The 25960-nt window shown below is 65.5% G+C and carries 17 protein-coding genes; 8 read left to right on the forward strand and 9 right to left on the reverse strand.

Features of this window, described 5'->3' with window-relative positions:
• Positions 1–5: 5 nt before the first annotated feature.
• Positions 6–2801 (reverse strand): bifunctional [glutamate--ammonia ligase]-adenylyl-L-tyrosine phosphorylase/[glutamate--ammonia-ligase] adenylyltransferase, encoded by a 2796-nt coding sequence (glnE, locus tag KW845_RS05180; RefSeq protein ID WP_218368082.1) that lies wholly within the window; start codon positions 2799–2801, stop codon positions 6–8.
• A 143-nt stretch (positions 2802–2944) separates the two neighbouring features.
• On the opposite strand from glnE, the gene KW845_RS05185 reads away from it, so the two are divergent.
• On the forward strand, positions 2945–6499 hold the full coding sequence (locus KW845_RS05185) for a YhdP family protein (protein WP_370628178.1): 3555 nt from the start codon (positions 2945–2947) through the stop codon (positions 6497–6499).
• 196 nt (positions 6500–6695) lie between these two features.
• Here the strand turns inward: KW845_RS05185 and rho are convergent, their stop codons facing one another.
• Positions 6696–7952 carry a transcription termination factor Rho gene (gene rho / locus KW845_RS05190; RefSeq protein WP_218368083.1) on the reverse strand — a complete coding sequence of 419 codons (1257 nt, stop codon included), beginning with the start codon at positions 7950–7952 and terminating at the stop codon, positions 6696–6698.
• 114 nt (positions 7953–8066) lie between these two features.
• The gene (gene trxA / locus KW845_RS05195) at positions 8067–8393 is read right to left on the reverse strand and encodes a thioredoxin TrxA (RefSeq protein ID WP_218368084.1); all 327 of its coding nucleotides are present in this window, start codon (positions 8391–8393) and stop codon (positions 8067–8069) included.
• A 298-nt stretch (positions 8394–8691) separates the two neighbouring features.
• Here trxA and KW845_RS05200 point away from each other — a divergent pair, with 298 nt between their 5' ends.
• Entirely contained in the window at positions 8692–10653 is a 1962-nt protein-coding gene (locus KW845_RS05200) for a DNA topoisomerase IV subunit B (RefSeq protein WP_218368085.1), read from the forward strand.
• A gap of 38 nt (positions 10654–10691) precedes the next feature.
• Positions 10692–13007 carry a DNA topoisomerase IV subunit A gene (gene parC, locus KW845_RS05205; RefSeq protein WP_218368086.1) on the forward strand — a complete coding sequence of 772 codons (2316 nt, stop codon included), beginning with the start codon at positions 10692–10694 and terminating at the stop codon, positions 13005–13007.
• Positions 13008–13128: 121 nt separating this feature from the next.
• Here parC and KW845_RS05210 read toward each other — a convergent pair whose 3' ends face one another.
• From KW845_RS05210 to KW845_RS05235, 6 genes are all read right to left on the reverse strand, one after another.
• Positions 13129–15741 (reverse strand): TRAP transporter fused permease subunit, encoded by a 2613-nt coding sequence (locus KW845_RS05210; RefSeq protein ID WP_218368087.1) that lies wholly within the window; start codon positions 15739–15741, stop codon positions 13129–13131.
• A 125-nt stretch (positions 15742–15866) separates the two neighbouring features.
• Positions 15867–16874, reverse strand: coding sequence for a TAXI family TRAP transporter solute-binding subunit (locus KW845_RS05215; RefSeq protein ID WP_218368088.1), 1008 nt, complete (start codon positions 16872–16874; stop codon positions 15867–15869).
• 117 nt (positions 16875–16991) lie between these two features.
• On the reverse strand, positions 16992–18332 hold the full coding sequence (locus KW845_RS05220; RefSeq protein ID WP_218368089.1) for an aspartate aminotransferase family protein: 1341 nt from the start codon (positions 18330–18332) through the stop codon (positions 16992–16994).
• A 37-nt stretch (positions 18333–18369) separates the two neighbouring features.
• Positions 18370–19839, reverse strand: a complete 1470-nt coding sequence (locus KW845_RS05225; protein WP_218368090.1) for a M81 family metallopeptidase — start codon at positions 19837–19839, stop codon at positions 18370–18372.
• Positions 19840–19847: 8 nt separating this feature from the next.
• Positions 19848–20831 carry a tripartite tricarboxylate transporter substrate binding protein gene (locus KW845_RS05230; protein ID WP_218368091.1) on the reverse strand — a complete coding sequence of 328 codons (984 nt, stop codon included), beginning with the start codon at positions 20829–20831 and terminating at the stop codon, positions 19848–19850.
• A 17-nt stretch (positions 20832–20848) separates the two neighbouring features.
• Positions 20849–21823 (reverse strand): MurR/RpiR family transcriptional regulator, encoded by a 975-nt coding sequence (locus tag KW845_RS05235; protein WP_255592383.1) that lies wholly within the window; start codon positions 21821–21823, stop codon positions 20849–20851.
• Between the two features lie 273 nt (positions 21824–22096).
• Between KW845_RS05235 and KW845_RS05240 the strand changes: the two genes are divergently transcribed.
• From KW845_RS05240 to thpD, 5 genes are all read left to right on the forward strand, one after another.
• Positions 22097–22642, forward strand: coding sequence for a MarR family winged helix-turn-helix transcriptional regulator (locus tag KW845_RS05240; protein ID WP_218368092.1), 546 nt, complete (start codon positions 22097–22099; stop codon positions 22640–22642).
• A complete protein-coding gene (ectA, locus tag KW845_RS05245) occupies positions 22639–23199 on the forward strand; it encodes a diaminobutyrate acetyltransferase (RefSeq protein WP_218368093.1) in 561 nt (186 codons plus the stop codon). Before KW845_RS05240 ends, ectA begins: the two co-directional genes overlap by 4 nt.
• A gap of 109 nt (positions 23200–23308) precedes the next feature.
• Complete coding sequence (ectB, locus tag KW845_RS05250; RefSeq protein ID WP_218368094.1) at positions 23309–24616, forward strand: diaminobutyrate--2-oxoglutarate transaminase; 1308 nt, start codon at positions 23309–23311, stop codon at positions 24614–24616.
• Positions 24613–25014 carry an ectoine synthase gene (locus tag KW845_RS05255; protein ID WP_218368095.1) on the forward strand — a complete coding sequence of 134 codons (402 nt, stop codon included), beginning with the start codon at positions 24613–24615 and terminating at the stop codon, positions 25012–25014. The genes ectB and KW845_RS05255 overlap by 4 nt, the downstream gene beginning before the upstream one ends.
• A 17-nt stretch (positions 25015–25031) precedes the next feature.
• Positions 25032–25955 (forward strand): ectoine hydroxylase, encoded by a 924-nt coding sequence (gene thpD / locus KW845_RS05260; protein ID WP_218368096.1) that lies wholly within the window; start codon positions 25032–25034, stop codon positions 25953–25955.
• Positions 25956–25960: the final 5 nt, after the last annotated feature.

Below are 25960 nucleotides of genomic sequence, written 5' to 3' on the forward strand. Positions count from 1 at the left end.
CTTGCCTATGCCGGCGAGGCCTCGCCCAGTACCCGGGCCCACAAGGCGGTCACGGTTGCGCGCTCTTCGGTCAACTGGTCTTGCGGCACGCGGGCTTTCTCGGTGCCTTGCAGGCGCAATTGGTGCTGCTTGCGCCGCAAAGTGCGGTAGGCATCGCCCGCGCGCTGCGCCAGGTCGGCGGGGATCAGGCCCGCCTCGGCCGCCAGGCGCAGCAGTGCGATGTTGCCCAGGTTGTTCACCAGCACGCGGTGCGTGGCGGCGTGGCACAGCACCAGGTATTGCGTCACGAATTCCACGTCCACCATGCCGCCGCGATCGTGCTTCAGGTCGAAGTCGCCGCTATGGTTGGGGTGGCCCGCGCTGATCTTGTCGCGCATGGCGAGCACTTCGTCGCGCAGCGCCGCCGTGTCGCGCGGTTGTACCAGCACGTCGGCGCGGATGCGCTCGAAGCGTGCGCCGACGGCGGTGTCGCCGGCCGCATAGCGGGCCCGTGTCAGCGCCTGGTGTTCCCAGGCCCAGGCATGTTTCAGTTGGTACTGCTCGAAGGCCTCGACCGACACCGCAAGCAGGCCGGCTTCGCCATCGGGCCGCAGCCGCAAGTCGGTTTCGTACAGGCGGCCGGACGAAGTCATGGTCGATAGCCACGAGGTCATGCGGCGGCCCAGCTTGGCGTAGAGCTCGGGTGCATCGTCGCGCGGGTCGTCGAACAGGAACACCAGGTCCAGGTCCGAGGCGTAGCCCAATTCCTTGCCGCCCAGCTTGCCGTAGGCGATAACCGCAAAGTGTGGCTGCGCTCCGGCCTGGCGGTTCACCAGCGGCCAGACGCGGCGCACGGTCTCGGCCAGCAGCATGTCGGCCAGCGCCGACAACTGGTCGGCCAGTTGCTCTACCGTAAGCTCGCCCTCCAGGTCTTGCGCCAGCAATTGGAAACTGGCCTGGCGCTGCACGTCGCGCATCAGGTTCATCTGCCGTTCGATGTCGGGGTCGCCGTCAGGCAGCTTGCAGGCGTCCAGGTCGGCCGATAACTGGTGCGCCATCTGTGCGAAATCAAGTGACTCGAACAAGGTGCGCCAATCGATCAGGCTGTCGAGCAGCAGCGGGTGCTGGGTCAGGTACTGCGCCGCCCATGGGCTGGCCGCCACCATGCGGGCCACGCGCGCCAGCGTGTCCGGAAATTCCGCCAGCAAGGCCAGGTACGCGCTACGCTGCGCGATGGTCTCGATCAGGTCGAACAGGCGTACCGCCGCCTGTTGCGGGGCGGGGGTCTGCCCGGCGGCTTGCACGGCGGCGGGCAGCAGCGCTTCCAGGCGGCGCCGGCTGCTTTCGGGCAGGCTGCGCACGCGATGACTGTCCAGCAGCGATTCGGCCCGCCGCAGCAGGTCATCAGCCTGGTCGCCGAAGGCCTGGCGGATCTGGGCGGCCAGGCGGCTCTCGGCATCCTGGTCGCCGCTGTCGGCGCAGCTTTCGGCCGCGGCCGACGCCGGGCTGGCTGCTTCTTCGCCATCGCCCATGCCGGCCAGGCGGAAGGCGTTGCGAAAAGTTTGCGCCACGAAGCCCCGGTGATCGGCCAGGGTTCGTTCGAATTCATCGGCCGGCATGCCCAGGGCGCCCGCCAGCCGGGCGCGTTGCTCGGGGTCGCCGGGCAACAGATGCGTTTGCTCGTCTTCGCGGTATTGCAGAGTGTGTTCGACCCGGCGCAGAAAGCGGTAGGCTTGTTCCAGGCGTTGCGCGTCTTGCGTGCCGATCAGGCCGGCGTCGCGCTCGGCATGCAAGGCCGCCAGCAGGCTGCGCTGCTGCAGGGCAGGCATGCGCCCGCCGCGCACCAGCTGGAATAACTGCACGACGAATTCGATCTCGCGGATACCCCCGTCGCCCAGCTTGATGTTGTTGGCGCTATCGATGCCGTTGCGCGCCAGCGCACGGCGCTGCCAGTCCTGGCGAATGCGCTCGCGCAGGGCGCGCAGCGATGCCAGCGCATCGAAGTCGAAATACTTGCGATATACAAAGGGCACCCGCAGGCTTTCAAGCTGGCGCACTTGCGCGGTTGTGTCGCTGTCGGCGAATGCCTGCACCGGGATCAGGCGTGCCTTCAGCCACGCATAGCGCTCCCATTCGCGGCCCTGTGCCACCAGGTAGTGTTCCAGCGCATCCAGGCTCCAGGCCGGCGGCCCGGCGTCGCCGTCGGGCCGCAGCCGCAGGTCGGTGCGAAACACCTGGCCATGGGCGTCGGCTTCGGACAGCACCGGCATCATGCGCCGCGTCAGGCGCCCGTAGAACTCGTGATGGCTGATACGGCGCGGTCCATCGGTGTCGCCTTCTTCGCCGTACAGCATGATCAGGTCGATGTCCGACGACACATTCAGTTCGCAGCCGCCCAGCTTGCCCATGCCCAGTATCAGCATTTCCTGCGGCGCGCCGGTGGCCGGGTCGCGCGGCACGCCATGTACGGCGGCCAGCTCGGCGGCCACGCTGCGATAGGCTGCCGCCACGGCCAGGTCGGCCAGCGCCGTCATGGCACCCACCACCTCTTCCAGGCTGGCCTGGCCGTCCAGGTCGCGCACCATCAGGGTCGTGAATACGCGCTCGCGCAGTTTGCGCAGGATTTCCCGGCACAGCGCCACCGGCAGGATCTCGGGGGCGTCGTCGCCCGCCAGTTCGGCCTGCCAGGCCGCCAGGGCATTGGGCGTGACGGGATGGCGGGCTGCCGTTTCCAGCCAGGCAGCCAGGTCGGGGTGGGCATCGACACGGCGGCGCAGGTAGCCAGACCAGGCAAGGGCGGGGGCAAGCAGGGAAGCAGGCATTGTGGGGGCGGGCAGACGGAATGACGCGTTTCAGGTATAAGGGGACGATACCCGAAGACGCTTGCCCTGCCCACTGATCCGTGTCCCTGCCTGCCAAAGTCATTCGCTCTCTTTGCTGGATTGCACTGGCCCTCTACGTTGTCGTGGCCGTCGTACTTCTGGGATTGCGCTACTGGGTCTTGCCGCAGATCGACCAATGGCGTCCCCGCATCGAGGCATATGCCAGCGAAACACTGGGTGCCCGGGTCGACATCGGGCACATCGAGGCCGACTGGCGCGGCTTGAACCCCCGCCTGAAGCTGACCTCGCTGTCGATTTACGACGATCAAGCCGAACCCGTCCTGGTCTTGCCCGAGGTCTCGGCCGTGCTGGCCTGGCGCAGCGTGCTGCTGCTGTCGCCCAGCCTGCTCAGCCTGCGTATCGACGGGCCCGAACTGCGGGTGCGGCGCGATACCGGCAACCATTTATGGGTGGCAGGCCAGTCCATCGATCTCGACGGCGGGCACGACGCGCGCAGCCAGTCGCGGCTGCTGCGCTGGCTGGGCGCGCAGCGCGATATTGCGCTGGCCAATGCCACGGTGCATTGGCACGATCAATACCGCCAGGCGCCCGAGATGACGCTGCGCAGCGTCAGCCTGCGCTTGTACAACGGCACGCTGGCGCACCGTTTTGCGCTCAATGCCGAACCGCCCGCCGCGCTGGCGCGCGATGTGTCGCTGCGCGGGCGCTTTTCGCGCAATCCCTTGCTGGCCGGCCAGCAACGCTGGACGGGCGAGATCTATGCCGAAGTCAACGATGCCGAGCCCTCGGCGTGGGCGCCCTGGCTGGCGGTGCCCAAGGTTGCCGGCCGTGCGGCCGCGCGTGCGTGGTTGACGCTGGAGCAGGGCGCAGTGACGGATCTCACCCTGGATACCGCCTTGCGCGACGTGTACTGGCAGGGCCGCGATGCCACGTCGGTCGGCCTGGCCGAAGCCAGCTTGCGCGTGCAGGGGGCCCCTGGCGATGTGGTGCAGTTCGCCGACGTGCAACTGGCGCGCGGCGACGAAGGATCGGGCATGGCCTTGCGCGGCGAACTCACCGGCCTGCGTGCCAATCTGCCGCACACATTCGATCCCGCGCTGCTGCAGGCCGATACGGTGCGCATCGACGCCAGCCTGCGCCGCCCGGCGCAGCAGCCCGCCGTGATCGACGTGCGCCAGCTCGATATCGTCAACACCGACCTGGATGCGCGCCTGCATGGCCGCTGGACCAGCCAGGGCAAGACTGCCGCCGGCACCGCCGATTTCCAGGGCAACCTGGCGCGCGCCGCCATGCCCGCCATCTACAAGTACCTGCCGCTCGAGGTCAACGCCGATGCCCGTGAATGGCTGGCACGCGGCCTGCCGGCCGGCCAGGCGCGCGACGCATCGGTCACCGTCAAGGGCGACCTGGACGAATTCCCGTTCGAGGATCCGGGCGACGTCGGCGAATTCCGCATCGCCGGGGCCTACGCCGGCGCCATCGTCGACTATGCCCCGGCGCATGGCGACACCAAGGGCTGGCCGCGGCTTGAGAACCTGTCGGGCCATTTCGCGGTAGACAAGGTCAGCCTGTCGCTGGACAGCCCGGGCGGCGCGATTGCCCACACCGGAGACGGTCACACGGTCACGCTGGGCGCCGTGACCGCCTCGATCCCCGACATGGAGCACCATTCCATATTGCACGTCGACGGACAGACCTCGGGACCGGTGCCGGCCTACCTGGCGCTGGCGGCCAATTCGCCGTTGGGTGAATTGCTCGACGGCACGCTCGAGTCGGCCGAGGGCACGGGTACGTGGCAGGTTCCGCTGAAGCTGGAAGTGCCGCTGCTCGATGCCGACGACACCAAGGTCGATGGCCGTATCATTTTTGCAGGCAACAATTTCCGGTTCGTGCCGCAGATGCCCGAACTGCGCCAGTTGCACGGCGTACTGCATTTTTCCGAGCTCGGCATCCGCACGGAAGCACTGCGGGGCGAGTTCCTGGACGGGCCTGCCACGGTCTCCGGCAGGCTGGAACACGATGGCGACGCGTTGAACCTGGCGGGTACGCTGCCGGCGGCCGGGCTGGCGCAACTGACCGATAGTCCCGCCATGGAACGCTTCACGGGCCAGACCAGGTACCGCGGGAAACTGGGCTATGGCGCGGGTGGCACGCTGGACATTTCGATCGAATCCGACCTGGCCGGCCTGGGCATCGATCTTCCGGCACCCATAGGCAAGGCCCGGGCCGACAGCCGGGCGCTGAAGGCCCGCTGGGCCCCGGCTGAGTCGGCGGCGGGCAAGCGCGACCAGCTATCGGTCAACCTGGGCACCGAGCTGGCGCTGTTGCTCGAACACGATCGCGCGGCGCCGCGCCGCGCGCCATATTTCTTGCGCGGCGCCCTGGGCGTGCACCGGTCGGCCGCGCTGCCGTCGACCGGCCTTGCGGTCGACGTCCAGATGCCCGAACTCGACCTGGATGCCTGGGAAAAAATCGCCGATGAAGCCACGCCGTCCAAAGGTGGCGGCAAGGCAGGGGGCAAGCAGGGCCGTGCGGCCTTGCCCATGCTCAATCGTGTCGATCTGCAAACGACACGCTTGCGCACGGCAGGCTGGACGCTCGACGACCTGAAGCTCAGCGCCACTCGGCCGCAGCCGGATCACTGGCAGGTGCAGCTGGATTCTCGCCAGGCGGCTGGCTCGCTGGCCTGGCAAGAGGCCTCGGGCGCCATTGCCGGCCAGGTCACGGCGCGCTTGACGCACTTGGCGGTGGGCAGCCAGGAAGCAAAAGACGCCACCCAGGACGACACGCAGGTGTCGGACAGCGACCTGTCCGATATCCCCGCCATCGACCTGCGTGCCGAGCAGTTTTCACTGTACGGGCACAACGTGGGGGCGCTTGAAGTGCTGGGCACCAACCTGGAACGCGGCAAGTCCTGGCGCCTGGACAAGTTGCGCCTCGCCAGCGATTCGGCCGAACTGGACGCCACCGGCAACTGGCGGCTCGAGGGCGCGCAGCGCGGCCTGACGGTCGATGCCAAGGCCCAGTTCAAGGACCTGGGCGCTTTCATGGACAGCATCGGCTACAAGCAGGTGGTCGGCGGCGGCAGCGGCACCGTACAAGGCAAGCTGACCTGGCGCGACCTGCCCTGGACGCATGACCTGGCCAATATCGACGGCGAGGCGCGCGTCAGCCTGGACAAGGGGCGCTTCATGAATGTGAATTCGCGCAGCGCACGCTTGCTGGAATTGCTGTCGCTGCAATCGGTGCAGCGGCTGGCCAAGCTGGAATTCAATCCCGCCAACCTGCTGCGCGATGGCTTTCCGTTCGACACCATTCGCGGTGACATGACGCTCAGCCGTGGCATCCTGCATACCGAGGGCTACAAGCTCAGTAGTCCGGTGGCCACCATTGTGCTGGCCGGCGACACCGATATCGTGGCCGAGCGCTGGGACTTGCAGGCAGTGGTGATTCCGAACCTGGATGCCAGCGGGGCAGCCGTGGTGACGGCGCTGGCGGTCAATCCGCTGATCGGGCTGGGCGCGTTCGTGACCCAGTGGCTGCTGAAGCAACCCCTGGCCCGCGCCATGACCATGGAATACACGGTAACCGGCTCTTGGGACGCCCCCAAGCTGCAGCCGGTCGAGACCAAGCCCGAGCCCAAGCCCGGGCCAGTCGAGAACTACATCGAACACTGATCAAGGTAGGCCTCCCGCCAGGGGGCCAGGCACCGTGCTATTGAAACAATCGCTGCCTACTTCGGTGTCTGGCACCTACGGAGCCAGACACCCGGCATGAAACAGGCCTTCCCAGACCCGGGACGCCGCGGATCCGGCTCTGCCGGTCCGCCAGCGTCGCCCCCTGGGGGGAAGCGCGCAGCGCTTCGGGGGGGATCTACTTCTTCATCATGTCGAAGAATTCGGCGTTGGTCTTGGTGGCGCGCATCTTGTCCAGGATGAATTCCATCGACTGGACTTCGTCCATGTCGTGGATGAACTTGCGCAGCACCCACACCTTTTGCAGCAGCTCGGGCTTGATCAGCAGTTCTTCGCGGCGGGTACCCGATTTGTTCAGGTTGATGGCCGGGTAGACGCGCTTTTCAGCCAGGCGGCGTTCAAGGTGGACTTCGGAGTTACCGGTGCCCTTGAATTCTTCGTAGATGACTTCATCCATGCGGCTGCCGGTTTCGATCAGCGCGGTGCCCAGGATGGTGAGCGAGCCGCCTTCTTCGAGGTTGCGCGCCGCGCCGAAGAAGCGCTTGGGACGCTGCAGCGCATTGGCATCGACACCGCCGGTCAGTACCTTGCCCGAGGCCGGCACCACCGTGTTATAGGCGCGGGCCAGGCGTGTGATGGAATCCAGCAGGATCACCACGTCTTTTTTCATCTCGACCAGCCGCTTGGCCTTTTCGATGACCATCTCGGCCACTTGCACGTGGCGGGTGGCCGGCTCGTCGAAGGTGGACGCCACGACTTCGCCGCGCACGGTGCGCTGCATCTCGGTGACTTCTTCGGGGCGTTCGTCCACCAGCAGGACGATCATGACGGCATCGGGATAGTTGGTGGTGATGGCGTGGGCGATATGCTGCATCATCACCGTCTTGCCCGATTTGGGGCTGGCCACGATCAGGCCGCGCTGCCCCTTGCCGATGGGAGCGAAGATGTCCATGATCCGGCCGGTCAGGTTTTCTTCGCTCTTGATGTCGCGTTCCAGGCGCATTGGCTGATTGGGGTGCAGCGGCGTCAGGTTCTCGAACATGATGCGATGCTTGATCGCTTCGGGCGCCACGCCGTTGACCTTGTCGACCTTGACCAGGGCAAAGTAGCGTTCGCCGTCTTTGGGGGTGCGAACTTCGCCTTCGATGGAGTCGCCGGTGTGCAGGTTGAAGCGGCGGATCTGCGACGGCGAAATGTAGATGTCGTCGGTGCTGGCCAGGTACGAGGTCTCGGGCGAACGCAGGAAGCCGAAGCCGTCGGGCAACACTTCCAGCACGCCATCGCCGAAAATCTGCTCGCCCTGCTTGGCTCGCCGTTTCATGATGGCGAACATCAGCTCTTGCTTGCGCAAGCGGTTGGCGTTTTCGATTTCCAGGCCTGCGGCCATTTCCAGCAGCTGCGAGACGTGCAGCGCCTTCAGTTCATTGAGGTGCATCGCGGTGAAAGGGGGAAATTAGAGAAGGGCTTGGGCGGCGGGCCACGGACGGGCCCGCGCGGTATATGGGTGGGCGCCGACACCGCCGGCGCGTGGTTCACAGCACGTAGTGTATTACAACGCGCCGTCCAGGAAAGCAGTCAATTGGGATTTCGACAGGGCGCCGACCTTGGTGGCGGCGGCCTGGCCATCCTTGAACAGCATCAGGGTGGGAATGCCACGGATGCCGTATTTGGAGGCGGTATCCTGGTTTTCGTCGACATTGAGCTTGGCGACCGTCAGGCGGCCGGCGTATTCAGAAGCGACTTCTTCCAGGATCGGGGCGATCATCTTGCACGGACCACACCAGGCTGCCCAGTAGTCGACCAGCACGGGCTGGCTGGACTTGATCACATCGGCATCGAAGCTTGCGTCGCTGACGTTCTTGATTTGCTCGCTCATGGTGATTCTCGGTTCAGCAGCATGGGACGCCTGGGCGGCCCTGCCGTTTGTTCTACTGAAAGGTAAGGGGTTAAGCATACCACTGTTGATAACAACAGGGTTTGCCGGTTTTGTGTAGGATGTGGCGGCGCGGCCCGCTGGGTGCTGCCCCGCAATCGTTGCGGCAACCCCGGGCCGCCAGACTTGTCATCGTACCGAATTCGGGGCTGGTCAGGTCGTGCGCATCCCACCTCAGGCCGCGCAGAATCTAGACTTGTCCGTAAAATGTCGGTTTTTTTCCACAGATCTTGGGGATAACTTGGCTACACCACGTTACACCGAAGCGTCCATCCGTGTCCTGAAGGGGCTGGAGCCGGTTCGCCAGCGCCCGGGTATGTATACCCGCACTGAAAATCCCTTGCACGTCGTGCAAGAGGTCATCGACAACGCCGCCGATGAGGCGCTGGCCGGCTACGGCAAGCAGGTTCAAGTCACTTTGCATACCGATGGCAGCGTGTCCGTCGAAGATGATGGCCGCGGCATTCCGGTCGGCCTGCATCCGGAAGAAAAAGCGCCCGTGGTCGAACTGGTGTTCACTCGCCTGCATGCCGGTGGCAAATTCGACAAGCAGGGCGGCGGGGCCTATGCGTTTTCGGGCGGCCTGCACGGTGTTGGTGTATCGGTCACCAACGCGTTGGCCACCCGGCTCGAAGTCGTGGTGTGGCGCGATGGCAGCACCAGCCGCCTGGTATTCCGGGGTGGCGACGTGGCCGAGCCCCTGGCGCCGTATCCCGAGGGAGGCCGCAAGAAGTCCGGCACCCGGGTGCGTGTCTGGCCCGACGCCAAGTATTTCGACAGCCCGCAGATTCCGCTGGGCGAATTGACCCACTTGCTGCGCAGCAAGGCGGTGCTGCTGCCGGGCGTGAAAGTCACCTTGGTGCTCGAGAAAACCGGCGACACCAAGACCTGGCAATACGAGGACGGCCTGCGCGGCTATCTGGCCGAGGCCCTGGCCGGCGCCGAACTGATGGTGCCGTTCTTCGAAGGCCAGCAGTACGCCGGCGCCGACCACGAAACCTTTGCCGACGGCGAGGGTGCCCAGTGGGTGGTGGCCTGGACCGAAGACGGCAATGCCGTGCGCGAATCGTACGTCAACCTGATTCCCACCCCGGCGGGCGGCACCCACGAATCGGGGCTGCGCGAAGGGTTGTACGGCGCGGTCAAGGGTTTTGCCGAGCTGCACGGCCTGCTGCCCAAGGGCGTCAAGGTGCTGCCCGAAGATGTGTTTGCCCGCGCCAGTTTCGTGCTGTCGGCCAAGGTGCTCGACCCGCAATTCCAGGGCCAGATCAAAGAACGCCTGAACAGCCGCGACGCGGTGCGGCTGGTGGGTGGCTTCGTGAAAAGCGCGCTCGATCTGTGGCTGCACAGCAATGTCGAATACGGCAAGAAGCTGGCCGAGCTGGCCATCCGGCAGGCCCAGGCGCGCGCGCGTTCGGCCCAGAAGGTCGAAAAACGCAAGAGCTCGGGCGTGGCGGTATTGCCCGGCAAGCTTACCGATTGCGAATCGTCGGATGCCACCCGTACCGAGGTCTTCCTGGTCGAGGGCGATTCGGCCGGCGGGTCGGCCAAGATGGGCCGCGACAAGGAATTCCAGGCCATCCTGCCGCTGCGCGGCAAGGTGCTCAATTCGTGGGAAGTCGACCGCGACCGCCTGTTCGCCAACAACGAAATCCACGATATCGCGGTGGCGATCGGGGTCGATCCGCACGGCCCGAACGATACGCCCGACCTGTCCGGCCTGCGCTATGGCCGCATCTGCATCCTGTCCGACGCCGACGTCGACGGTTCGCACATCCAGGTGCTGCTGCTGACCCTGTTCTATCGCCATTTTCCCAAGTTGGTCGAAGCCGGCAACGTCTACGTGGCCAAGCCGCCGCTTTTTCGCCTGGATGTGCCGGCGCAAGGCAAGCGGCCGGCGCGCAAGATCTATTGCCTGGATACCGGCGAGCTCGAGGCCGCGCAAGACAAGCTGCGCAAGGAAGGGGTGCGCGAGGGTGCCTGGAGCATCAGCCGCTTCAAGGGCCTGGGCGAGATGAACCCGGAACAATTGTGGGAAACCACCATGAATCCCGATACGCGCCGCCTGTTGCCCGTGGGCTACGGCAGCTTGTCGCCAGAGGACACCACCCGCATGTTCGACATGCTGATGGGCAAGGGCGAGTCCTCGCAGCGCCGCGCCTGGATCGAAGAAAAAGGCAACCTGGCCGAGCTCGACATCTGAGCGCGCCCGCCTGACCGTACACGCTACCTCGAAGACACATGACCGACACCAATCAACCCGGCCTGTTCGATGCGGCCGCCAGCGAGGCCGACGAGGCCATCACGCTGGCCCGCTACGCCGAGCAGGCGTACCTGGATTACGCCGTTTCCGTAGTGCGCGGCCGTGCCCTGCCCGATGTGGGCGATGGCCAGAAACCCGTGCAGCGCCGCATTCTCTTCGCCATGCAGGACATGGGCCTGGGCCCCGGCGCCAAGCCGGTGAAGTCGGCCCGCGTGGTCGGCGACGTGCTGGGCAAGTACCATCCGCACGGCGACCAGGCCGCGTACGACGCCATGGTGCGCATGGCGCAAAACTTCTCGCTGCGCTATCCGCTGATCGACGGCCACGGCAATTTTGGCTCGCGCGATGGCGACAATGCCGCGGCCATGCGCTACACCGAAGCGCGCCTGACGCCGTTCTCGCGCCTGCTGCTCGATGAACTCAACGAGGGCACGGTCGATTTCATACCCAACTACGACGGCAGCCAGCAAGAGCCGCAGATGCTGCCGGCGCGCTTGCCCGTCATGCTGCTCAATGGCGCGTCCGGCATCGCCGTGGGCATGGCCACCGAGATCCCGTCGCACAACCTGCGCGAGGTTGCGCAGGCCTGCGTGGCACTCATCAAGCAGCCCAAGCTGTCCGATGAAGAACTGCACGTCATGGTGCCGGGCCCCGACTTCGCCGGTGGCGCCCAGATCATTACCCCCGCCGCCGATATTGCCCAGATCTACGCCGGCGGCCGCGGCTCGCTCAAGGCGCGGGCGCGCTGGCAGTTCGAAGAAATGGCCCGCGGGCAGTGGCAGTTGGTGGTGCACGAGCTTCCCCCGGGTACTTCGGGGCAGAAGGTGCTCGAAGAAATCGAAGAGATCACCAACCCCAAGGTCAAGGCCGGCAAGAAAAGCCTTACGGCGGATCAGCAGCAGGCCAAGGCAGTGATGCTGAACCTGCTGGATGCGGTGCGCGACGAGTCGGGCAAGGATGCCGCCGTGCGGCTGGTGTTCGAGCCCAAGACTTCGCGCGTGGACCGCGATGAGTTCGTCAACACCCTGCTGGCGCAGACCAGCATGGAAAGCAGCGTGCCGATCAACCTGGTGTGCATCGGCACCGACGGGCGCCCGCGCCAGAAGGGCCTGCGCGACATCCTGACCGAGTGGGTGGCGTTCCGCACCGATACCGTGGTGCGCCGAACCCGCTACCGCCTGGACAAGGTCATCGACCGCATCCATGTGCTGGAAGGGCGCATGGTGGTGTATCTGAATGTCGATGAAGTCATCCAGACCATCCGCGAATCCGACGAGCCCAAGGCGGCGTTGATGCAGCGCTTCCAGTTGTCCGAGCGCCAGGCCGAAGACATCCTGGAAATGCGTTTGCGCCAACTGGCCCGCCTGGAAGGCATCAAGATCGAGCAGGAACTGGCCGAAAAGCGCGGTGAACAAGCGCGTCTGCAAGAATTGCTGGACAACCCCACTTCGCTCAAGCGCTTGCTGATCAAGGAAATCGAAAGCGATGCCAAGCAGTACGGCGATGATCGCCGCACGCTGATCAAGACCGCCGAGCGCGCCGTGCTGGAAACCAAGGTGGTCGACGAGCCCGTCACGGTGGTCGTGTCGCAGAAGGGCTGGTTGCGGGCGCGCCAGGGGCACGGGCACGATGCCTCGCAATTCGGTTTCAAGCAGGGCGACGACCTGTACGGCGCGTTCGAATGCCGCACCACCGATACGCTGATCGCCGTGGGCGACAACGGACGGGTGTATTCCGTGGCCGTGGCGGGCCTGCCATCGGCGCGCGGCGACGGCCAGCCCGTGACCACCATGATCGACCTGGCGCCGGGCACCCGCATCGTGCACAGCATTGCCGCGTCGCCCGACAGCCGGTGGCTGCTGGCCACCCAGCGTGGCTTCGGTTTCGCCACCCGCCTGGGCGATATGGTGTCGCGCCAGCGCGGCGGCAAGCAATTCATCACGCTCGAAGCGGGCGATGCGCTGTTGCGTCCCGTGCCGCTGTTCGACGGCGCGCGGCAATTGGCGTTGCTGTCGGCCAAGGGCAAGTTCCTGGTGTTTGGCCTGGACGAGGTCAAGGCCCTGTCGGGCGGCGGCCGCGGCACCACCCTGATCGGCCTGGACGCGGCCGACAAGCTGGCCCAGACCGTGCCGATCGGGGCGGCGGGCTTGCGGGCCACGGGTATCTACCGCAACAAGGTTACCGAGGACATCCTGGCGGGAGCGGCGTTGCAGCCGTATGTGGGCAAGCGGGCGCGCAAGGGGCGGGCGCTGGATGTCCGGCCCAAACAGCCAGTGCTGTCGCCCGTGCTGTAGCGGGGCTGTCCCGCCAGATGCAGCCAGGTGTCAGGCTCCGCAGGTGCCTGACACCATTGTGTGCCACGACTGTCTCAACAGTACGGTGTCAGGCACCTGCGGAGCCTGACACCTGTATGCTTCAAGCCACCACCAACCCCTTCAGCCGCTTCTCGCGCCGGCCCTGCAGGCCCCAGATCAGGGCAAGCAGCGCCAGTGCCGGCACATAGACCCAGAACTCGGACGGCCGATGCGGGTTGGGAACCTTGACGTTGGTCACATCCCAGCCCTGTTCCCAGCCCGCGCGGCGGGCCCGGCTGCCGAATTGCACGGCGCCGATCTGCACCTGGTCGCCCAGCGACGTGACCATCAGGCCGGCCTCGCTCAGGCGTTTGCGGCCGGCCGCGACGCCAGTGGTGGTGTCGCCCTCGGGCAGCGCGGGCAGGGCCACCGCCACGGTCTTGGTGAGCTCGTCGCCTTCGATGTTCATGCCGTGCAGCACCGCCACCAGCCGGCCGCCATCGGGCATTTCGCTCGCCGTGGCCATGAGTTCGGACGCTGGCCGGTTTTCATACTTGTCGGCCAGGTGGTTCATGAACCAGTCCGGGCGAAACAGCATGAAAGTCACCAGCAGCAGCACGCCGATCTCGAGCACGGTGCAACGCACTCGCATCCAGCCCAGCGTGGCCGCGGCGAAGGTCAGCGATGCCAGGATGGCGCCGCTTACCACCAGCAGCAGTTCCCACCAGCCGTGCACGTCGATCAGCAGCAGCAGCGGGTTGAACACGAACATGAACGGCAGTACCGCCGTGCGCAAGGCATAGGTGGTGCCCTGGATGCCGGTCTTGATCGGGTCTTCGCCCGAGATGGCCGCCGCCGCGAACGTGGCCAGGCCCACCGGTGGCGTGATGTCGGCCATGATGCCGTAATAGAACACGAACATGTGCACCGCGATCAGCGGGATCACCAGCCCGTTCTGCGCGCCCAGTTCCACCACGACCGGGGCCATCAGCGTGGCCATCAGGATGTAGTTGGCGGTGGTGGGCATGCCCAGCCCCAGGATCAGGCACACGACGGCCGTGAAGATCAGCATCAGCAGCACATTGCCCATCGAGACCAACTCGACAAAGGCCGTCATGCGCAGGCCCAGGCCGGTCAGGGTGATGGCGCCGACGATCAGGCCGGCGGTGCCGCACGCGATGGCGATGCCGATCATGTTGCGCGCGCCTTCCTCCAGGCCACCGATGGCTTCGCGCCAGCCGCGCTGCGCCGCGGGCGCGACCTGCTGGCCGCGGAACCACGCCACCAACGGCCGCTGGGTGACCATCTGCACCAGCATCGCCACCGCCGCCCAGAAAGCCGACAGGCCGGCCGACAGTTCTTCGATGCTCAGGCACCATACCAGTATCCCGATGGGAATCAGGAAATGCAGCCCGGCCCGCACGGTGGGCCAGGGTTCCGGGCGCACCGGATTGGTGATGCTGATTTCCTCGGACAGGTCGGGATGGCGGGCGGCGAGGCGCAGGAGCCAGACATCCAGCGCCACCAGCAAGGCCAGCAATATCCACAGCGCGGCTGCGCCGGCCATGGCCTTGACGCCTATGCCTATCCAGTAGACCAGGCCCATCACGATCAGCGTGCCGCTGATTCCCATGCCCCAGCCCGCCAGCTTCTGCAGTGGCGTGCGCGGCTTGCCGGCCGACATCATGGGCTGGATGCCGAGCTTCAGGGCTTCCAGGTGCACGATATAGAACAGCGCGATGTACGAGATCGAGGCCGGCAGGATCGCGTGGCGGATGATGTCGGTGTACGGAATGCCCACGTATTCGATCATCAGGAACGCGGCCGCGCCCATCACCGGCGGCATGATCTGGCCGTTGACCGACGATGCGGTTTCGATGGCGCCGGCCCGGATCCCCCCATAGCCGGCTTTTTTCATCAGCGGAATGGTGAAGATGCCGCCGGTGACTACGTTGGCGACCGACGAGGCCGAAACCAGGCCGTTCACGGCCGAAGACACCACGGCTACTTTGGCCGGGCCGCCGCGCAGGTGGCCCAGCAGCGCGAATGACACCTGCATCATGTAGTTGCCGGCGCCGCACTTGTCCAGCAGCGAGCCCAGCAGCACGAAGATGAAGATATACGACACCGATACGCCCAGCGCCACGCCGTACACGCCTTCGGTGGTCAGCCACATGTGCGAGGCCAGGCGTTCGATCGAGGCGCCGCGGTGCGCCAGCACGTCGGGCAACCAGGGGCCGGCCAGCACGTACAGCACGAATACCGCACCCAGTACGGTCATGGGCAGGCCCAGCGAACGGCGCGTGACTTCCAGCAGCAGCAACAGGCCGATGGCCGCCGTGGCCACGTCCATGCTGGTGGGCTGGCCGGGCCGGGCCGCCAGTTCCCTGTAGAACAGGAACAGATAGGCGCCGCAGAACGCCGCGATGATGGCCAGCACCCAGTCGTGCCATGGCATGCGGTCGCGCGGCGAACTCTTGCGCGCCGGATAGGCCAGATAGCCCAGGAACATGGCGATGCCCAAGTGCAGCGCACGGGCCTCGGTGTCGTTGAAAATGCCCCAACTGAACGTGAACGGCAGTGGCGAGGCATACCAGAGCTGGAACAGCGACCATAGCAGCGCGCCCAGTGCGAGCGTAGCCCCGGCGATGCCGCCGGCTTTGCGCCCGCCCCGGTCAACGTCGGCGACCAGTTGTTCCAGATCGGCAGTCGTGGTGGACGGCTCGGTCTTCATTGAATTTCCCCAGCGTGTTCGGGTGGCCGGCACGCGCCGCACATGCATGCGGTGCGCGCCCCGGCGTCACGGTAAAACCAGGGCCGGCCCCGCCGCCATGCGGTGCGGCCAGCCGGCACGGACGGCTACAGCAGGCCTTTTTCCTTGAAGTACTTCTCGGCACCCGGGTGCAGCGGGGCCGACAGGCCGTTCTTGGTCATGTCTTCGGCTTTCAGGTGCGCGAAGGCCGGATGCAGTTTCTTGAAGTCATCCAGGTTGTCGAATACCGCCTTGACGATGGTGTAGACGGTTTCCTCGGGCACGTCCGCCGAGGTGACGAACGTCGCCGTCACGCCGTAGGTCTTGGTGTCCTCGGGGTTGCCGGGGTACAGCCCGCCGGGAATGGTGGCGTGGGCATAGTACGCGTACTTCTCGACCAGCTCGTCCACTGCCGGCCCGGTCAGCGACACCAGTTGCGCGCCGCAGGTGGTGGCCGGATCCTGGATGTTGGCCGACGGGTGGCCCACGCCGTAGAAGAAGCCGTCGATCTTGCCGTCGCACAGCGCCGAGCCATGCTCGTCGGGGCGCAGTTCCGAGGCCAGCGAGAAGTCCTTCATGGTCCAGCCCATGGTGGCCAGCAGCTCTTCCATGGAAGCGCGGGTGCCGGAACCGGGGTTGCCCACGTTGAAGCGCTTGCCCTTGAAGTCTTCGAACGACTTGATGTTGGCTTCTTTGCGAGCCACCACGGTGAAGGGTTCGGGATGGATCGAGAAGACCGAGCGCAGTTTCTTGAATTCACCCGCGTCCTTGAATTGGCCGGCGCCGTTGTAGGCGTTGTAGCCCACGTCGGATTGCACCACGCCCAGGTCCAGTTCGCCGGCCTTGATGGTGTTCACGTTGAACACCGAGCCGCCGGTGGATTCGACCGAGCAGCGGATGCCGTGCGACGAGCGGTCTTTATTGACCAGCCGGCAGATCGAGCCGCCGGCGGCGTAGTACACGCCCGTGACACCACCGGTGCCGATGCTGACGAACTTTTGCTGCGCCGAGGCGGGCAGCGGGGCGGCGAATGCCATGGCCACGGCCGCGCAAGCCGCGGCCAGGCCCAAGGTTTTCTTCTTGTTGCCCAAGGTGTGTTTGACTGACTTGCTCATACAAACTCCTTTTGAGGATTTTCCCCGTGAAATACCGGTGTTTCCGGCGAATGGCGCGTCCGAGCCAGGGCGCGCGGTGTACGGCGCCGGGGCTGTGCCCCGGTGCATCAGTAAAGCCTAAGATCGGGTTTGAGCGATGGCCGCGTCGATGGCGCCGGCCAGGCGTTCGGTCAATTGGTCCAGTTCGTCGTTCGACACAATGAAAGGCGGAGCCAGCAGCACGTGATCGCCCAGTTGGCCGTCGATGGTGCCGCCCATGGGGTAGACCATCAGTCCGCGGGCCATGGCCTCGCGCTTGATGCGTGCGTGCAGGGCATGCCTGGGGTCGAATGGCTGCTTGCTCGCGCGGTCGGCGACCAGTTCGACGCCCATGAACAGGCCGCGCCCGCGGATATCGCCCACATGGGGATGTTCGCCCAGCGCGGCGTGCAGGCGCTGGCGCAGGCCGGCCCCCTGGTCGCGCACGCGTTGCAGCAGGCCGTCGCGGCGTATCACGTCCTGTACGGCCAGCGCCGCGGCGCAGGCCGTGGCATGCCCCAGGTAGGTATGGCCATGCTGGAAAAAGCCGGTTCCCGCGCTCATGGCGGCGACGATCTTCTGCTGTGCCATGACGGCGCCGATGGCCTGGTAGCCGCCGCCCAGGCCCTTGGCGATGGTGATCAGATCGGGCACGATGTCTTCCTGTTCAACGGCGTACAGGCTGCCGGTGCGGCCCATGCCGCACATGACTTCATCGGCGATCAGCAGCACGCCATGGCGGTCGCACACTTCGCGGATACGGCGGAAGTAGCCCGGCACCGCGGCCAGGGCGCCGGCGGTGGCGCCCACCACCGGTTCGGCCACGAAGGCGATCACGCTGTCGCCGCCCAGCCGTGCGATGGTGTCTTCGAGTTCCTGCGCCAGGCGTGCCCCATAGGCCTCGGGCGACTCGCCAGTGCCGGCGTCGCGGTATTCATAGCACGGCGATACGTGCGTCACGTCGATCAGCAGCGGCTTGAATTGCGCACGGCGCCACTCGTTGCCGCCCACGGCCAGGGCGCCCAGGGTGTTGCCGTGGTAACTCTGGCGGCGGGCGATGATGTGGCGCCGCTGCGGCTGGCCGATCTCGACGAAATACTGGCGCGCCATCTTCAATGCGGCCTCGACGGCTTCCGAACCTCCCGAGACGAAATAGGCGTGGCTGGTGCCGGCCGGGGCATCCGCCACCAACCGCCGGGCCAGCCGCTCGGCGACCTCGGTAGTGAAGAAGCCCGTGTGCGCATAGGCCAGTTGGTCGATCTGCGCATGCATGGCCGCCTGTACATCGGGATGATTGTGACCCAGGCACGAAACGGCGGCGCCGCCCGAGCCATCGAGATACGCGCGGCCGGCGCTGTCGTAAAGCCAGGCACCCTGGCCCCGCACGGCCACGGGCGGGGTGGCGCGCAATGATCGGTGGAATACGTGGGTAGTGCTCATGTCGGTAGGTTCGATGAAAAGCGGGCGCCGCAGGCGCTCAGGAAGGGTGGTCGCAAAAGGGGTAGGCCTGGCGATCGGCGTGGCGGTAGGGCAGCGTGGTCAGGTCGGCGGGCCCGTAATCGGGCGTATCGACGATCAATATCTCTTGCGCCAGCGGCTCGTAATGGTGGCGGAAATGGGTCTTGGAACGCAGCACGATGATGTCGAAGTCTGACGATTTCAGGCCGAAAATCCGGAACGGGTCTTCGTCCACGCCGAAGACGTAATTTGACGTGACGCTGACCGACACGCCGCCGATCTGCAGCAGGGCGCTCGGGCCCAAATCCACCGGCATGCCGTGGTTCATGCGCCCCGACACGCGAAACTGCATCGGGCCGGCTTGCAGCACGCGGGCCTCGACGGTCAGGCGCGGCCCCGCCCGTTCGGACGTCCAGCCGCCCAGTTCCAGGGGGCCGGTGCGGCCCGCACCGATTTCGGCGGCGCGTTGCGCGGCCTGCGGGTCCATGACAAAGGGCACCGCGGCGCTCTCGACATGGCGGGCCAGCAGTTCGGCCAGCACATAGGTGGAGTCATTCATGCGGTCGGCATGTTCCAGCAGCACATAGGGTTTGCCGGCCGGATGCGCCAACACGTAATCGACCGCCTGCTTCACGTTCAGCACCTGCAGGGCGTGGTACAGCTCGCGGCGTTGCGCGTGGATGCGGGCGCTGAGCTGTTCGGCCACCTGGCGGGCGCGTTCGGGGGCGGCGTCGGTGACGCACAGCACCGCAAAACCGGTATTGGGGGCATCGGCGTAGGAAAAGCCGGCCATCACCGAGATATCCATATAGCCAGCTTCGGCGCGCTCGAGTTCGCGGGCCTGGGCCAGGATGCCGGCCAGGCAGGGCAGGGCCGTGGCGCTGAAAATGCTGGGCACCAGCACGCCAGGCTTGGCGATGGCCATGCTGGGCCGGATCTCGCCGCGCAGGGTGCGCACCAGGCAGCACGCCGCGCGGCGGCCCGTGTCGCCCATGTCGGTATGGGGCGACTGCTGGTAGGCAAAGGCTGCGTCCAGGTTCTGCAGGGTGCGTGCGTCCAGGTTGCCATGGTAGTCGAATGCCACCACCAGCGGCAGGTCCGGGCCGATCGCGGCGCGCACCGTGTCGATGATATGGTGCTCGGGGTCCAGGTACGACGGCGCCCAGGATGCGCCATGCAGGTGCAGCAGCACGCCATCGAGCTTGCCGCGCTCGGCCCGCAGCGCCGTGGCGATCTCGTCGGCGTAGCGCTCGATGGCCTCGTCCGAGGCGGGGCCCAGCGCGCCGCGATACGCGTTCAAGATGGGCAACATGCGGGCCCCTTCCTGCTCGCAGACCTCGATGAACCCGCCGATCACGGTGTTGGTGCCGCGCAGGGCCGTCACTATATCGGTGCCGCGCTGGCAGCCTTGTTCGAAATCGGCGTAAGTCGAGACTACCGGCAGGAAGCTGACCGACTCGATATGGAAACCGGCGATGGCGATGTTCATGGCGGGGTTCATTGCACGGGCAGCTTGGCCTGCTTGACGACTTCGGCCCATTTGCGGGTTTCCTGGGCGGCGTAGTCCGATAGCGCCTGGGGCGTGCCGCCCACGATTTCGATGCCCATGTCCTGCAGCCGTTGGCGCGTGGCCGGCTCTTGCAGGGCCTTGTTGAAGGCGGCGTTGAGTTTTTGCACGATCTCTGCGGGCGTGCCCGGCGGGGCCACCAGCCCGCCCCAGGCCACGCTCTCGAAGCCGGGCTGCAGCGTTTCCGCAATGGTGGGCAGGTCGGGAAACAGCGGCGAGCGCTGCAGGCTTGTGATGGCCAGCGGCCGCAGCTTCCCGGACCGGATGTGCGCGCTGATGCTGGCGGTATTGTCGATCAAGGCATCGACCGTGCCGCCGATCACGTCGGTGGTGGCCGCGGGGCTGCCGCGGTAGGGCACGTGCATCATGCGCAGGCCTGCCGTTTGCGCGAGCAGCTCGCCGCTCAGGTGGCCCGACGTGCCCTGGCCGGGCGAGGCGTAGGTGACCTGGTCGGGACGCTGCTTCACATAGTCGGCGAACTGGCCTATCGACTGTGCCGGCGATTGCGGGTTGACGGCCAGGATGTTGGCGACCTTGATCAGCAGCGCCACGGGCGCCAGCCGGTCGGGATCGTAGGGCAATTCCTTGAACGTACTGCGGTTGATGGCCAGGGTGACGTTGTTGGCATAGCCTACGGTGTAGCCATCGGGCTGCGCGCGGTAGACCTCGGTAATGCCGGCGATGCCGGACGAGCCGGGCTTGTTTTCCACCACCAGGGTCTGGCCCAGGTCCTGGCCGGCTACCTGCGCCAGCAGGCGGATGATGATGTCGGGCGAACCGCCGGCGGCCGATGGCACCACGACCTTGATTGCCCGTTGCGGATAATCCTGCGCGGCCGCAGGCGCGGCCAGCAGCGCGCACAGCAGCGCACCGGTCAGGCGGAATTTCATGTTGCGGCCAGGCAGGTGCTCCATGGTGGTTCCTCTTCGGTCTAGTGGTTGGGCTGTCCCGCCGCTGCCGACCAGTACACCTTGTCGGCATGCATCCGGTCTTCGATCTCGCTCAGGCGATTCAGTATTTCCACGCCGCCGCGTGCCGTCAGGCGCGCGATCAGGTGTTCGGCAAGGCCCAGCAGCCCCGCGGTCGTGTGAAAGAAAGAGCCCGGCCCGCGCTGCAGGGGCTGCTGCCGCACGCCATCGCGGTCGGGGCGCTCGAACAGCAGAACGTGGCGTGCATCGACCGCCAGCGGCGACAGGGTGTCGTCGGTCAGGGCGATGACGGCCACGCCTTGCTGCGCGGCTTGCCGCGCGAGCCGCACGGTCGCGCTGGGATAGGGCGATTGCGAAATGGCGATCAGCGCGTCGGTTTCCCGCAGGTTGTCGACGGTCTCGGCCTGCAGGCCGCCCAGCCCATCGATCAGCACGCTGTTGCGCCGTACCAGTTGGTAGGCGTAGTGCATCTGGAAGGCAATGCCGAACGCCGAGCGTGTTCCCAGGAATCCCACCTGGCGCGCGTCGAGCAGGGTCTTGACGGCGGCGTCGAAGGCCGCCGAACTGTTCAGCGTGCACACTGACTGGATCGCCTGCGCCTGCAGGCCTGTCAGGGCGTCATGGCCGGGCTGGCCGGCGCTGCCGTGCAGGGCCTGAAGTTCGGCGGCACGTTCGCGCAGGCTGGCGGGGCGTTCGCCGGCCAGCGCCTGCTGGAACGGCGCACGGAAGACCTCGTAGCTGTCGTAGCCGGCCGCCCGGGCCAGCCGCAGCATGGTGGCCGGGGCCACCCCCAGCGCCTGCGCCTGGCGCCGCATCGACCACAGGCCGACTTCGACAGGATGGTCGGCGACCCAATGCGCGGCGCGCTGCAGCTCGGGCGGCAATTGCTCAAGCAGGCTTTGCAGGCGTTGCAGGACCAATAAAGGAGGGGCGGGCGCAGGCACGATGGCGGTGGCAGCAAGCGATAAAAAACACATGATAAATAAACGTGAAAATAAAAAACATATGTTTTTTCCACCCCCAGGGTAATCCCCAGTCCCGCCGGTGAGGCTGCGGCCATACCCCGGCAACGCCTTTGAAAATTCCCCGGGCGTTTCCCTAAAAAGCCATATTTTTCATCATCTTCTTGAAATGTGAATGCATTTATTCACATCTTCACGGCATTTTGGGTTGACCTGGGCCTGTCAAGCGCATATTATCTGGGTAGAATCATTTGAGTAGAAATCAATCCTACTGAACTATTTTCAGTCATGAACAACGTGCCTACGTCCGATCCGTCACAGCAGTACGACCTGCGCATCTTGCGTGCCCTGCGCCGCATCACGCGTTCGATCGCGCTGCATTCGCGCCAACTCGCCGCGGTCAGCCATATCACCGCGCCGCAGTTGATGTGCCTGCGCACGGTTATCGCCAATGGCCCGCTGACTGCTACCGCCATCAGCCGCGAGATCCATGTCAGCCCCAGCACCGTGGTGGGCATTCTCGATCGCCTGGAAGACAAGGGCCTGGTGCGCCGCGAACGCGGCCGCGAAGACCGCCGCATTGTGTTCGTGTCGGCTACCGACGCCGGCCGCGAACTGGCCTTGCAGGCGCCGTCGCCCTTGCAAAAGCACCTGGCGGACGCGCTGAACGCGCTGCCCGAGCTCGAGCAGGCCACCATCACGCTCTCGCTCGAACGCATCGTGGCCCTGATGGAACAGGAAGGCCATGCGGTCGAAACCCATGGCGACGTGTCCTCGCCCATCCTGGAAGTGCCCACCGGCGGCGCGCCGCCCGAATCGGGGCTGGTCGTATGAGGGGGCAAGTCCTGCAATCCCCCCAACCTTCTTCGGCCGCCCAGCCGGCCGCTGCCAGCCAGCGCCTGCAATTGCGCCCGCCGCGCCGCAACGATGGCGCCGCACTGCACCGCCTGGTGTCCGAGTGCCCGCCGCTGGACGTCAATTCTTTATATGCCTATCTGCTGCTGTGCGAGCACTTCAGCGCCACCTGCGTGGTGGCCGAAAGCGCCGGCGGCCGCATCGATGGGTTCATTTCCGCATATTTGCCGCCAACCCGCCCCGACGCGATCTTCGTCTGGCAGGTTGCCGTGCATCCCCGCGCGCGCGGCCAACGGTTGGGCCGCACCATGCTTCGCGAACTTTTGCAGCGCAAAGAGCTGGAGCATGTTCGTCATCTTGAAACCACGGTGGGACCTGACAACCAGGCTTCGCGCCGCACCTTCGCCGGCTTGGCCGGCGAGCTGGGCGCGCACATCTCCGAACAGCCTTTTTTCGACCGGCAGTTGTTCGGGGGTGCCGACCATGACGACGAGATGTTGTTGAAGATAGGCCCGTTCACGCTGCCGCCACCCTGAAGGGTGTGCAGGTCGACGGCCTACCGAACCGGGACGCAGGCTGGTTCCATGCCCGCCGGGCATTGGCTGCCTCTGTGTCTGTCAATTCACGAGATGAAGGGAGGATTCTATGGACTTGAAAATCTTTGACCGGATGGAGTCGGAAGTGCGTGGCTACATCCGGTCGTTTCCGGTGATATTCAGTCAGGCTCGGGGCTCTGTCCTGATCGATGAGGAAGGTGGCGAGTACATCGACTTCTTCAGCGGCGCGGGCACCTTGAACTACGGCCACAACAACCCGGTCTTCAAGGAAAAACTGCTCGAGTACCTGGAATCCGACGGCGTCGTGCATGGCCTGGACATGGCCACCAGTGCCAAGAAGCAATTCCTGGAGACTGTCGATCGCGTGTTGCTTAAGCCGCGCAACTGGCAGTACACCTTGCAGTTCACGGGGCCGACCGGTACCAATGCGGTCGAGGCAGCGTTGAAGATCGCGCGCCAGGTCAAGGGCCGTTCCAACATCATTTCGTTCACGCACGGATTCCACGGCGTCAGCGGCGGTTCGTTGGCCGCGACGGCCAACATGAAGTTCCGCGACGCGGCCGGCTATGCGCTGGGCAATACGACCTTCATGCCGTATGACGGCTATTTCGGCCCCGACGTCGACACCATCGCCTATCTCGAGCGCATGCTGGAAGACCCCAGCAGCGGCCTGGACAAGCCGGCCGGCGTCATCGTCGAGACGGTGCAGGGCGAGGGCGGCGTCAACGTGGCCACGCTGCGCTGGCTGAAAGAGCTGGAAAAACTCTGCCACCGCCATGACATGCTGTTGATCGTGGACGACATCCAGGTCGGTTGCGGCCGTACCGGCAGCTTCTTCAGCTTCGAATCGGCGGGCATCCGTCCCGACATCATCACGCTGTCGAAATCCCTGTCGGGTTTCGGGCTGCCCATGTCGCTGGTGCTGATGAAGCCCGAGCTCGACATCTGGAAACCGGGCGCGCACAGCGGCACGTTCCGCGGCAACAACCTGGCGTTCGTCACCGCCACGCAGGCGCTGGACACGTATTGGTCCAGCGATGCCTTCTCGACCGAAGTGCAGCGCAAAGAGCGCCTGGTGCGCGACTGGCTGGAAAACCTGGCCCACAGCTATCCCAATGCCGGCCTGGCCGTGCGCGGACGCGGCCTGATCCAGGGCCTGGTCACCACCGCCGATCCGTCGCTGGCCAACCGTATTGCGCATCAGGCCTTCAAGCGCGGCGTCGTCATCGAGACCTCGGGCGCGCAAGACGAAGTGCTGAAGCTGCTGCCGGCCCTGACCATCGAAGACGAGCTGCTGACCCGCGGCCTGGAAACCATCGAAGCCTCGGTGGCCGAAGCGCTGGGCGAGTCGGGCCAATCTGCCCGTGTTCTGAAATTTGGAGGAAAACGTCGATGATCGTACGCAATGTGAAAGATGTGATCGGAACTCAGGACGAAGTCCGCACCGACACCTGGGTCAGCCGCCGCGTGCTGCTGAAGAAGGACGGCATGGGGTTTTCGTTTCACGAGACCACCATTTTTCCCGGCGGACGTACGCACATCCACTACAAGAATCATCTTGAAGCGGTCTGGTGCGTCGAAGGCGATGGTTCCATCGAGACGATCGCCGATGGCAAGAAATATGAGCTGGGACCGGGCGTCGTGTACGCCCTGAACGAGAACGACGAGCATTGGCTGTGCGGCGGCAAAGAGCCGCTGCGCGTCATATGCGTGTTCAACCCGCCGCTGACCGGCCAGGAAGTGCACGACGCCGAGGGCGTCTACGCGCTGCCTGCCCAAGCCCAAGCGGCCTGAGAACAAGGAGGCTGATTATGATCTCACCTGCGCAGGATCCGTACGCCTCGCGTACGGATCGCAGTTCCGCCATCATTGCCCGCCAGGACCCGGTGGTCTATGGCGATGGAAAGTACGCCGATGCATTGTCGGCCGAACAAGTCCAGGGCTACGACCGCGATGGCTTCCTGCTGCTGGAAAATGTGTTTTCCGAAGCGGAAGTGCAAGCCCTGGTCGCCGAGGTCGAGCGCATGACGCGCGATCCCGCCATCGTGCGCCGCGAAGAGGCCATCACCGAGCCGGGCAGCAATGCCGTGCGTTCGATCTTCATGGTGCATGTGCTCAATTCCATGCTTGCGCGCCTGACCCGCGATCCGCGCTTGTCCAACGTGGCGCGCCAGTTGCTGGGTTCCGAGGTGTACATCCACCAGTCGCGCGCGAACATGAAGCCCGGCTTCAAGGGCAAAGAGTTCTACTGGCATTCCGATTTCGAGACCTGGCACGTGGAAGACGGCATGCCGTCGATGCGCGCGCTCAGTTGCTCGGTGCTGCTGAGCGACAACAATGAGTGCAACGGCCCGCTGATGCTGGTGCCTGGTTCGCACCGCCAGTTCATCTCGTGCGTGGGCGAAACGCCGAGCGACCACTACAAGCAGTCGCTGAAGAAGCAGGAATACGGCGTGCCCGATCCTGTCAGCCTGCAACTGCTGGTCGAGCAGGGCGGTATCCGTACCATGATGGGCAAGGCCGGCTCGGTGGTGTTTTTCGACTGCAACACGATGCACGGGTCGAACAGCAATATCTCGCCGTGGCCGCGCGCCAATGTCTTCATGGTCTACAACAGCATGGAGAACACACTGAACCCGCCGAAGTACGGGCTGAATCCCAGGCCCGAGCACATCGCCACCCGCAAGGCGTTCAAGGCTGTGACGCCGCTGGACAAGCTGAAGCTGGTGGAATAAGGCGG

Source organism: Bordetella sp. BOR01 (assembly GCF_019218885.1).
GTDB lineage: Bacteria > Pseudomonadota > Gammaproteobacteria > Burkholderiales > Burkholderiaceae_B > Bordetella_A.

What these genes read in the sequence shown, in the direction of transcription:
- glnE (WP_218368082.1), bottom strand. Translation starts at nt 2,801, where the DNA reads ATGCCTGCTTCCCTGCTTGCCCCCGCCCTTGCCTGGTCTGGCTACCTG.
- rho (WP_218368083.1), bottom strand. Translation starts at nt 7,952, where the DNA reads ATGCACCTCAATGAACTGAAGGCGCTGCACGTCTCGCAGCTGCTGGAA.
- trxA (WP_218368084.1), bottom strand. Translation starts at nt 8,393, where the DNA reads ATGAGCGAGCAAATCAAGAACGTCAGCGACGCAAGCTTCGATGCCGAT.
- parC (WP_218368086.1), top strand. Translation starts at nt 10,692, where the DNA reads ATGACCGACACCAATCAACCCGGCCTGTTCGATGCGGCCGCCAGCGAG.
- KW845_RS05210 (WP_218368087.1), bottom strand. Translation starts at nt 15,741, where the DNA reads ATGAAGACCGAGCCGTCCACCACGACTGCCGATCTGGAACAACTGGTC.
- KW845_RS05215 (WP_218368088.1), bottom strand. Translation starts at nt 16,874, where the DNA reads ATGAGCAAGTCAGTCAAACACACCTTGGGCAACAAGAAGAAAACCTTG.
- KW845_RS05220 (WP_218368089.1), bottom strand. Translation starts at nt 18,332, where the DNA reads ATGAGCACTACCCACGTATTCCACCGATCATTGCGCGCCACCCCGCCC.
- KW845_RS05225 (WP_218368090.1), bottom strand. Translation starts at nt 19,839, where the DNA reads ATGAACATCGCCATCGCCGGTTTCCATATCGAGTCGGTCAGCTTCCTG.
- KW845_RS05230 (WP_218368091.1), bottom strand. Translation starts at nt 20,831, where the DNA reads ATGGAGCACCTGCCTGGCCGCAACATGAAATTCCGCCTGACCGGTGCG.
- KW845_RS05235 (WP_255592383.1), bottom strand. Translation starts at nt 21,823, where the DNA reads ATGTGTTTTTTATCGCTTGCTGCCACCGCCATCGTGCCTGCGCCCGCC.
- KW845_RS05240 (WP_218368092.1), top strand. Translation starts at nt 22,097, where the DNA reads ATGAACAACGTGCCTACGTCCGATCCGTCACAGCAGTACGACCTGCGC.
- ectA (WP_218368093.1), top strand. Translation starts at nt 22,639, where the DNA reads ATGAGGGGGCAAGTCCTGCAATCCCCCCAACCTTCTTCGGCCGCCCAG.
- ectB (WP_218368094.1), top strand. Translation starts at nt 23,309, where the DNA reads ATGGACTTGAAAATCTTTGACCGGATGGAGTCGGAAGTGCGTGGCTAC.
- KW845_RS05255 (WP_218368095.1), top strand. Translation starts at nt 24,613, where the DNA reads ATGATCGTACGCAATGTGAAAGATGTGATCGGAACTCAGGACGAAGTC.
- thpD (WP_218368096.1), top strand. Translation starts at nt 25,032, where the DNA reads ATGATCTCACCTGCGCAGGATCCGTACGCCTCGCGTACGGATCGCAGT.